The organism is Longimicrobiaceae bacterium, from assembly GCA_035696245.1.
GTDB lineage: Bacteria > Gemmatimonadota > Gemmatimonadetes > Longimicrobiales > Longimicrobiaceae > DASRQW01.
Genome location: DASRQW010000148.1, coordinates 1 through 7450 on the forward strand (window position 1 = coordinate 1; position 7450 = coordinate 7450).

8 protein-coding genes and 1 tRNA gene are annotated in these 7450 nt (G+C 68.9%); 5 read left to right on the forward strand and 4 right to left on the reverse strand.

Annotated features, from left to right (window positions below):
• Positions 1–189 precede the first annotated feature (189 nt).
• Positions 190–1053 (forward strand): hypothetical protein, encoded by an 864-nt coding sequence (locus tag VFE05_06620; GenBank protein ID HET6229739.1) that lies wholly within the window; start codon positions 190–192, stop codon positions 1051–1053.
• A 94-nt stretch (positions 1054–1147) separates the two neighbouring features.
• Complete coding sequence (locus tag VFE05_06625; protein ID HET6229740.1) at positions 1148–1642, forward strand: nuclear transport factor 2 family protein; 495 nt, start codon at positions 1148–1150, stop codon at positions 1640–1642.
• An 86-nt stretch (positions 1643–1728) separates the two neighbouring features.
• Here the strand turns inward: VFE05_06625 and VFE05_06630 are convergent.
• Positions 1729–1801, reverse strand: a tRNA-Ala gene (locus VFE05_06630).
• A gap of 229 nt (positions 1802–2030) precedes the next feature.
• Here VFE05_06630 and VFE05_06635 point away from each other — a divergent pair.
• From VFE05_06635 to VFE05_06645, 3 genes are all read left to right on the forward strand, one after another.
• Positions 2031–4241, forward strand: a complete 2211-nt coding sequence (locus VFE05_06635) for an aconitase family protein (protein ID HET6229741.1) — start codon at positions 2031–2033, stop codon at positions 4239–4241.
• 216 nt (positions 4242–4457) lie between these two features.
• The gene (locus VFE05_06640) at positions 4458–4850 is read left to right on the forward strand and encodes a type II toxin-antitoxin system HicB family antitoxin (protein HET6229742.1); all 393 of its coding nucleotides are present in this window, start codon (positions 4458–4460) and stop codon (positions 4848–4850) included.
• Positions 4847–5071, forward strand: coding sequence for a type II toxin-antitoxin system HicA family toxin (locus tag VFE05_06645; protein ID HET6229743.1), 225 nt, complete (start codon positions 4847–4849; stop codon positions 5069–5071). The genes VFE05_06640 and VFE05_06645 overlap by 4 nt, the downstream gene beginning before the upstream one ends.
• Positions 5072–5335: 264 nt before the next feature.
• Here the strand turns inward: VFE05_06645 and VFE05_06650 are convergent, their stop codons facing one another.
• From VFE05_06650 to VFE05_06660, 3 genes are all read right to left on the reverse strand, one after another.
• A complete protein-coding gene (locus tag VFE05_06650) occupies positions 5336–5689 on the reverse strand; it encodes a histidine triad nucleotide-binding protein (GenBank protein HET6229744.1) in 354 nt (117 codons plus the stop codon).
• Positions 5690–5854: 165 nt separating this feature from the next.
• Complete coding sequence (locus VFE05_06655) at positions 5855–6730, reverse strand: 50S ribosomal protein L11 methyltransferase (GenBank protein HET6229745.1); 876 nt, start codon at positions 6728–6730, stop codon at positions 5855–5857.
• A partial coding sequence (locus VFE05_06660; protein ID HET6229746.1) for a DnaJ C-terminal domain-containing protein occupies positions 6727–7450 on the reverse strand: 724 nt, incomplete at its 5' end. The genes VFE05_06660 and VFE05_06655, both read right to left, overlap by 4 nt.

Genomic DNA, 7450 nt, shown 5'->3' on the forward strand with positions numbered 1-7450 from the left:
CCTCCAGCCACCAGGAGTTGGTCCATGTTCGGCACCGCCCACGCTCCGCCCCGTCCGGCTCCGCGCCGCGGTTCCGCAGCACCTACGACCACACCCGCACGCCCTTCGGCGCCCAGCCCGCGCTCACCAGCAGCCGGACGCGCCCCCGCCGACGTGCTCGCGCTGCAACGGACCGCCGGAAACCGCGCGGTGCTGCGGATGCTGGAGGCCCGCCGCGCGCCCAACGTGCTGCAGCGCGCGGTGGATACGACCGCCGCCCGGAAGGAGAACAAGCACTTCGCCGCGGCGGAAAGCGTGATCCTGAAGGCGATCGCCGCCGCCAACGGCGAGCTGTGGCAGATGGTGAACGACGATTCCGCGAAAGTGGACCTCGTGTTCCGCGCGGACCTGGGGCTGATGGCGGGCGTGGGCGAGGTGCGGCCGATGGCCTTCTACGGCCAGAAGGGCAAGGAGGCGCGCATCGAAGATCTGATGCACGACGGAGTGGACCTCAAGGACGAGCGCATCACCATCGAGGTGCAGGTCGTGCCGCCGGTGCTCACCTTCTGGGACCGCAATGCCGGCCAGGCGGCGGGCACCGTCGCCCACGAATACGCCATCCACGCCGAGCGCTACACCAAGATCATCCGGCACATCCGCGCCGAGGGCAGCGTGGGCAAGGCCGTCATCCAGCTCAACAAGTGGGCCGACGAGGGCGAGTTCGAGGCCGGCACCCACCACGCGTCCATCTTCCAGGAAGACGAGTACAACGAGCGTTACCGGCAGCTGAGCGGCCTGATGACGAAGCTGTTCGTGGAGGCGGGGATGAACGACGAGGCCGCGGCGGTGCAGAAGGCCTTCGACGAAGACATCTCCGAGCACCGGGCGCAGGCCTTCTTCGGCGGGAACAAGCACCGGAAGAAGGAGCGCCGCTCGCTTGCGAGCCGTTTGGATACCGAGATGGCGAGGAACCACGCGGCCATCCAGCAGGCCAAGGAGATCCTGGCGAAGCTCCCCGACCCGCCGCCGCTGCCCATCGTGGAGACGCTCGAGGACGCGATCTCCAACAGGTAGCGTCCTTCCACGCCTCGCACCCTACTGCGGCGTGACGCCGTCCGGCGCGCAGCTTCTCCCGTGTGCGTCCCTGTTGACCTCTGCCCGGACTCCGATGGGAATCTTACGTACGGCTGGTCTCGCCATACTCGCTGCGTCGGCCTTCTCGCTCGCGGAGCCGCGTACACTGCCCGCGCAGGCGAATGGCTCGGTGCACCATGCCACCTCGGCAGGCGATTCGGCCGCCGTCGCGGAGATGGTGGAGCGTTTCCACCGTGCGCTGGCCGAAGGAGACAGCGCCGCGGCCCTGGCGCTCCTCGCCTCCGACGTGCTGATCCAGGAGAGCGGGGAGCAGGAGTCGCGGTCGGAGTACCGCTCGCGTCACCTCGCCGCCGACATCGAGTTCGCGCGCACCGTCCGGACGCGACAAGGGCAGGTTCACGTCCGTGTACGCCGCGACGTGGCGTGGGCCAGCTCCACCTCCACGAGCGACGGCACGTTCCGGGGAAGGGCCATCAGCTCGGCCGGCGCGGAGCTGATGGTCCTCGCGCGCGAAGCGGGAGCATGGCGTATCACGGCGATCCACTGGTCGTCGCACCCCCGCCGGTAGCGGACCAAGAGCAGTACACGAACGCAAAGCGGCGCAAGCTCGAAAGCCTGCGCCGCTTCGTCGTTTTCCGCCGTCGGGGCGGTGAGTGGAGCCTACCGGGATCGAACCGGTGACCTTCCGCTTGCAAAGCGGACGCTCTCCCAGCTGAGCTAAGGCCCCTTGCAGCCCTGAATCTAACCGATCTCCCGCATCCCCTCAAGGCCGTCGTGAGCGGCATGGCGGATGCGAGGCCATGCTCCGAGCGGAACGCGGGACGGCGGCCGTGGTACGCATCTCCGGCCCCGTCGCACCGTTCGAACGAGCGTTCGGGCGCGGCTTGCACGCGGGGCTCCAGCGGCTATGTTACCGGCTGGCAAACCACCGTCGCACCTCCACACGGGTCGTCCCGATGATCGCTTCGCTGCTTTCGCGCAAGATCGAGAAGCTTCCCCCCGACGTTCGCCTCGAGGGCCGCATCCTCTTCCTGGTCGACGACCCGGAGATGGTCCGCGCCCAGCTGGACGGGCAGGACGTGGAGCTCACGGACGAGGTGCGCGCCAACCTGCGCGACAACATCTCGACCGACGAGATCACGCCGGCTTACATCTGCTACTACTTCGACGAGACGCTGGGCGAGTTCCCGTACCTGGGCCTCAAGGCCGGGAACGAGTTCCCCATCAAGCAGGGCAGCGTGAAGAAGGGCGGTTTCGTCGCCTCGGTCTCCGGACGTCGCCGCGGCAAGGGCAGCTCGCGCGAGCAGAGCCCGTACGCCGAGATGATGGCGGGCATCCGCGTGGTCATCGCCGAGAACATCGAGCGCATCTACCGCGAGAACTGCCAGAACCTGGGCGTCCTGACGTCCACCAACTTCGAGCTGGTGGACCGCATCCGCCGCGGCGACACCATCCCGCTCACGGAGTTCACCGAGGGCGCGGACGAGATCACCCGCGGCATCATCGAGCACGGCGGGCTGTTCAACTACAACGTCGCGCGGCTTCAGGGCACGGTGCGCACGCCGCCCATCTCCTGCCACGCACCGCGGGGCTCGGCCCCGCGCGACGCACTGGACGTGCGCCAGCTGCGCGGCAGCGGCGAGAGCAACATCCCAGAGCCCATGACAGGCGTGAGCGGCGCCGCTCCGCAGTTCGCCGCCACCTCCACGTCCAACGTGGGCAGCGACACCGTCGGCGCGCCGCACGGCTCCCATCACGGCGGCGCACGGGCGATGACGATCGCGGAGAAGATCTTCGCGCGCCGGTGGGTCACCGACCTGTCGAAGGGTGACATCGGCGTGGACTGGGTGCAGCCGGGCGACTCCGGGTTCGTGCAGACCGACATCCGCTTCTCGCACGAGTATGTGACGCCCATGTCGGCCATCTTCTTCGAGCAGCTGGTGGGCGAGCACGAGAAGGTGCTGGAGCCGGAGTCGATCCTCTTCTTCCGCGACCACCTGACGTTCCTCAAGGACGCCATGTCGCCGGAGCGGGTGCAGCTGGGCCTGCTGGACGTGGCGAACCAGCTGGAGGTGAAGCAGCGCGAGTTCGCGGAGAAGCAGGGCGTGCGGCTGTACGGCGAGCTGGGCCACGGCAAGCACGGCTCCGAGGCCATCTGCCACTCCAAGATCCTGGAGAGCTACGCGCTGCCCGGCCAGGTGATCATCGGCTCGGACTCGCACACCCCGCATGCGGGGGCGGTGGGCTGCGTGGCGTTCGGCGTGGGGACCACGGCCATCTTCAACTCGTGGATCACCAAGGACGTGCGCGTGGAGGTGCCGCAGAGCTTCCGCGTGGTCGTGAGCGGCGACAAGCCCGACAACGTGACGGCCAAGGACTTCATGCTGGAGATCCTGCGCAACCCGTACATCAAGGACGGGCACGCGATCGGGCAGATCATCGAGTACGCCGGGCCGGCCGTGGAGGCGCTTTCGGTGGATGAGCGCGCGACCATGACCAACATGGCGGCCGAGGTGGGCGCGTTCACCGGCATCGTCGCGCCCGACGCGAAGACCGTCGAGTACCTGGTGGCCCAGCGCGGGATGACGCGCGCCCAGGCCGAGGCGCTGATCGACGGCCTCTACTCCGACGACGGCGCCGAGTACGTGAAGACGATCGAGATCGACGCCTCCACGCTTAAGCCCATGATCGCGCTGCCCGGCGACCCCGGCAACGGCCAGAACGTGGAGGAGCTGGACGAGCGGGTGCGCATCGACATCGCGTACGCGGGGAGCTGCACGGCAGGCAAGAAGGAGGACATGGACATGTACGCCCGCGTGGTCCGCGAGGCCGCCGAGCGCGGCAAGCGCAAGCCCGACGACGTGCAGTTCTACATCCAGTGCGGCTCGCAGGAGGTGTACAGCTACTGCCAGGAGATGGGCTACGACAAGCTCTTCGAGCAGGTGGGCGCCACCTTCATCGAGCCGTCGTGCGGCGCGTGCATCAACGCTGGCCCCGGCGTGTCGCGCAAGCCGACCGATGTGACCATCAGCGCCATCAACCGCAACTTCCCCGGCCGCTCGGGACCGGGCCAGCTCTACCTGGCGTCGCCCTATACGGTGGCCGCATCCGCCATGGCCGGCTACATCACCGCGTACGAGCCCCAAGAGGAGCCCGTCGGCGCCTGAGCCTTCGGATGGCGGGATGGGCGAAGCCGGGGCTCTCCACGCATCGTGGAGAGCCCCGTTCCCTTATGGAGCCCCGTCGCCCAGCCGGCATCGCACCGCAGTCCACCAGGTGACGTGTGCCGAGATCCGCACCTTTGGCGCGATGAGGTGCTTGCGCACTGTGTCCACTTTGATTACTTTCGGGAATCCTTCGTACCCACAGCCGGGTGAACCGCCGTGAGCGCAAAAGAAGAAGCCGCGAAGCTCATCGATTCGCTTCCCCAGAATGCTACCTGGGGCGAGATCCTGTATGCCGTGCAGCGGGGCTCCGCCGGCGGCAGGAACCGGCCTGCCGCGGTGCGCGAGCTTCAGGCGCCGTACGGCAGCGAATACGCAACCTACGCCAGGGAAGAAGAGGCCATGCACCGAGACTTCGACGTGGTGATCGAGCGGGACACCGAGGGGCTGTACGTGGCGTCGGTGCCGGCGCTGCGCGGGTGCCACACGCAGGCGGGCACCCTCGACGTGCTCATGGAGCGCGTCCGCGAGGCCATCGAGCTGTGCGTGGAGGTAGCGGGCGCGGCGTCCACGGAGTTCGTGGGCATCCGCCGCGTGTCCGTTCCCGCGTGAGCCGGCTGCCGCGGGTCACGGGCAAGCAGCTCGTCGCGGCGCTGGCGAAGGCGGGCTTCGGCTTGAAGCGCGTCAAAGGCAGCCACCACTTCCTCCAGCACACCGACGGCCGCGCCACCGTCGTCCCCGTCCACGGCGCGGAAACCATCGGGCCCGGCCTGCTCGTGAAGATCCTGACCGACACTGGCCTCCATCGTGACGAGTTGGCGGACCTTCTCTGAACCGAAACATCACTACCAACGCCACAATTACCGCCGTGCATCGTCCCATCCCGTCCAAACAACGGTTGATCGCGTTTCGGTTTCCGACCTTACCCGAAAAGAGCCAAACGACGGTGTTGGGTTGGAGAGATGGCGTTGAATATGACGCGCCCCGGATCTCCAGATTGCCCGCAGTTGATGCCGGTGAGATGGAGGACCGATAGACGAAGCTCCCCGCGGATGTGTCGGCGGGGAGCTTCTTGTCGTGCGATGTGCGGCGGAGGCTCAGCCGCGCATGGAGGCTTCGGTCATCTGACGGCCGCCTAGGACGTGGAGGTGGAGGTGCGGGACCGTCTGGCCGCCCTCGTCGCCGGTGTTGATGATCACGCGGTAGCCACGCTCGCCCAGGCCTTCAAGCCGGGCGACTTCCGCCGCGGCGAGGAGCAGACGTCCGGCGATATCAACATCCTCGTCGCCCAGCTCCTGGAGCGAGGGGATCGGCTTGCGCGGGATAACCAGCACGTGCACCGGCGCCGCCGGGTTGATGTCGCGGATGGCGACCACGTGCTCGTCCTGATAGACGAACTTGCCGGGGATCTCCCCGTCGATGATGCGGCTGAAGATGGTCTTCTCGGCCATGTGCTCGCGTGTCGTGGTGAGGTGTGGCTCCTGACCGGCACGGCCCCAATCTAACGTTCGATCGAGGCGCCGCAACGGCGAGGCGACAAACACCAGACGCGCGAAAGCCCCGGTTCGCCACCGGGGCTTCCGTTGCAACATCGGGGGTTTGCTGCCGACGGCGCGTCAGACGGGGCGGAGAAGCGCGCTCCACCACTCCTCTTCCTCGTCCACGCGCTCCACGCGAAAGCCGGCTGCTTCTGCGTCGCGCACCACTTCGGCGTGCTCGGTGCCGAGGATGCCGCTCACGATCAGCCGCCCTTCCGGCGAACCGCTAAGGGCCGCGCGGAAGGCGGGGAGCAGCGGCCGGATCACGCCGCTGAGAATGTTGGCGAGCAGCAGGTCGAACCGGCCCAGCCCGGCCAGCATCGCGGTGTCGGCCATCGCCTCGATCAGGCGGACGCGGCCTTCCGTGCCGTTCTGCTCGATGTTCTCGCGGGCGTTGATGTTGGCGTCGGGATCGTACTCCACCGCCACCGCCCCGCCTGCGCCCAGGCGCACCGCGGCGATGGCGAGGATGGCGGAGCCGGAGCCGACGTCGAGCACGCGGTCGCCCGGCTTCAGCGCGGAATCGAGCAGGCGCAGGCAGCCGCGCGTCGTGGCGTGCTCGCCCGTGCCGAACGCCATCTGCGGATCGACGTCGAGGACGATCTGGCCCGGCTCGGCATCCCACTCGGTCCACGTTGGCTTCACGACGATGCGGTCGGTGACGCGGCGCGGGCCCAGGCCGGCCTTCCACGTGGCGGCCCAGTCCTCGTGCGGCTGCCAACGCCAGGTGATCTCGAGCTCCACGCCATCCGGCAGGTTGGCGGCGACGTGGCCGCGCATCTCCGCCACGAACGCCTCGGGGTCCGACGGCTCGGGCACGTAGGTGAGGACGGCGCCGCCCTCTTCCTGCACGGCCCAGCTTCCCTGCTCCACCAGCGCCTCGGCGGCCAGCGGCAGCAGCTCCGGGTCTGCCAGGCGAACGGAGAGGACGAGCCAGCGTTGAGGTTGGCTCACGCGGCGAACGCTCCCTTCACCTTCTCCCAGAAGCCCACGCGGCGGCCCTCGCCGCCGGGCAGCGGGCCCTCCAGCTCGGCCAGGCGGCGGAACAGCTCCTCCTGCTCGCTCGTGAGCGTGGTGGGCGTCCACACGTGCACGCGCACGTGCTGGTCGCCGCGCCCGCCGCCGCCCAGGTGCGGCAGGCCCTTGCCGCGAAGCGTGAGCACCTCGCCGCTCTGCGTGCCGGCGGGGATGCGCACCTGCTCGCTCCCGTGGACGGTGGGCACCTCCACCTCCTGCCCGAGCGCGGCCTGGCTGAACGTGACGCCAAGGTCGTAGACGAGGTCGGAGCCCTCGCGCATGAAGCGCGAGTCCTCTTCCACCTCGATGACCACGATCACGTCGCCGCGGGGGCCGCCGCGCGGGCCGGCGTTGCCCTGGCCGCGCAGGGTGAGGTAGTTGTCGGAGCTCACGCCGGCGGGAATCTCCACGTCCACCGTGCGGTCGGCGCGCTCGCGTCCGTCGCCGTGGCACGTCTTGCACGGGTTCTTGATCACCCGGCCTTCGCCGCCGCAGGTGGGGCAGACGGTCGCGCTCACGAACTGTCCGAACACGCTGCGCTGCACGCGGCGAACCTGGCCCTGGCCCTGGCACGCCTCGCAGACCACGGGGCCGCTCGTGTCCGCCGCGCCGGCGCCCTTGCAGGTGGAGCAGGCGTCGAGCGCCTTGATCTTGAGC

Coding starts and splice junctions, on each gene's coding strand:
- VFE05_06635 (HET6229741.1), top strand. CDS start 2,031: ATGATCGCTTCGCTGCTTTCGCGCAAGATCGAGAAGCTTCCCCCCGAC.
- VFE05_06650 (HET6229744.1), bottom strand. CDS start 5,689: ATGGCCGAGAAGACCATCTTCAGCCGCATCATCGACGGGGAGATCCCC.
- VFE05_06625 (HET6229740.1), top strand. CDS start 1,148: ATGGGAATCTTACGTACGGCTGGTCTCGCCATACTCGCTGCGTCGGCC.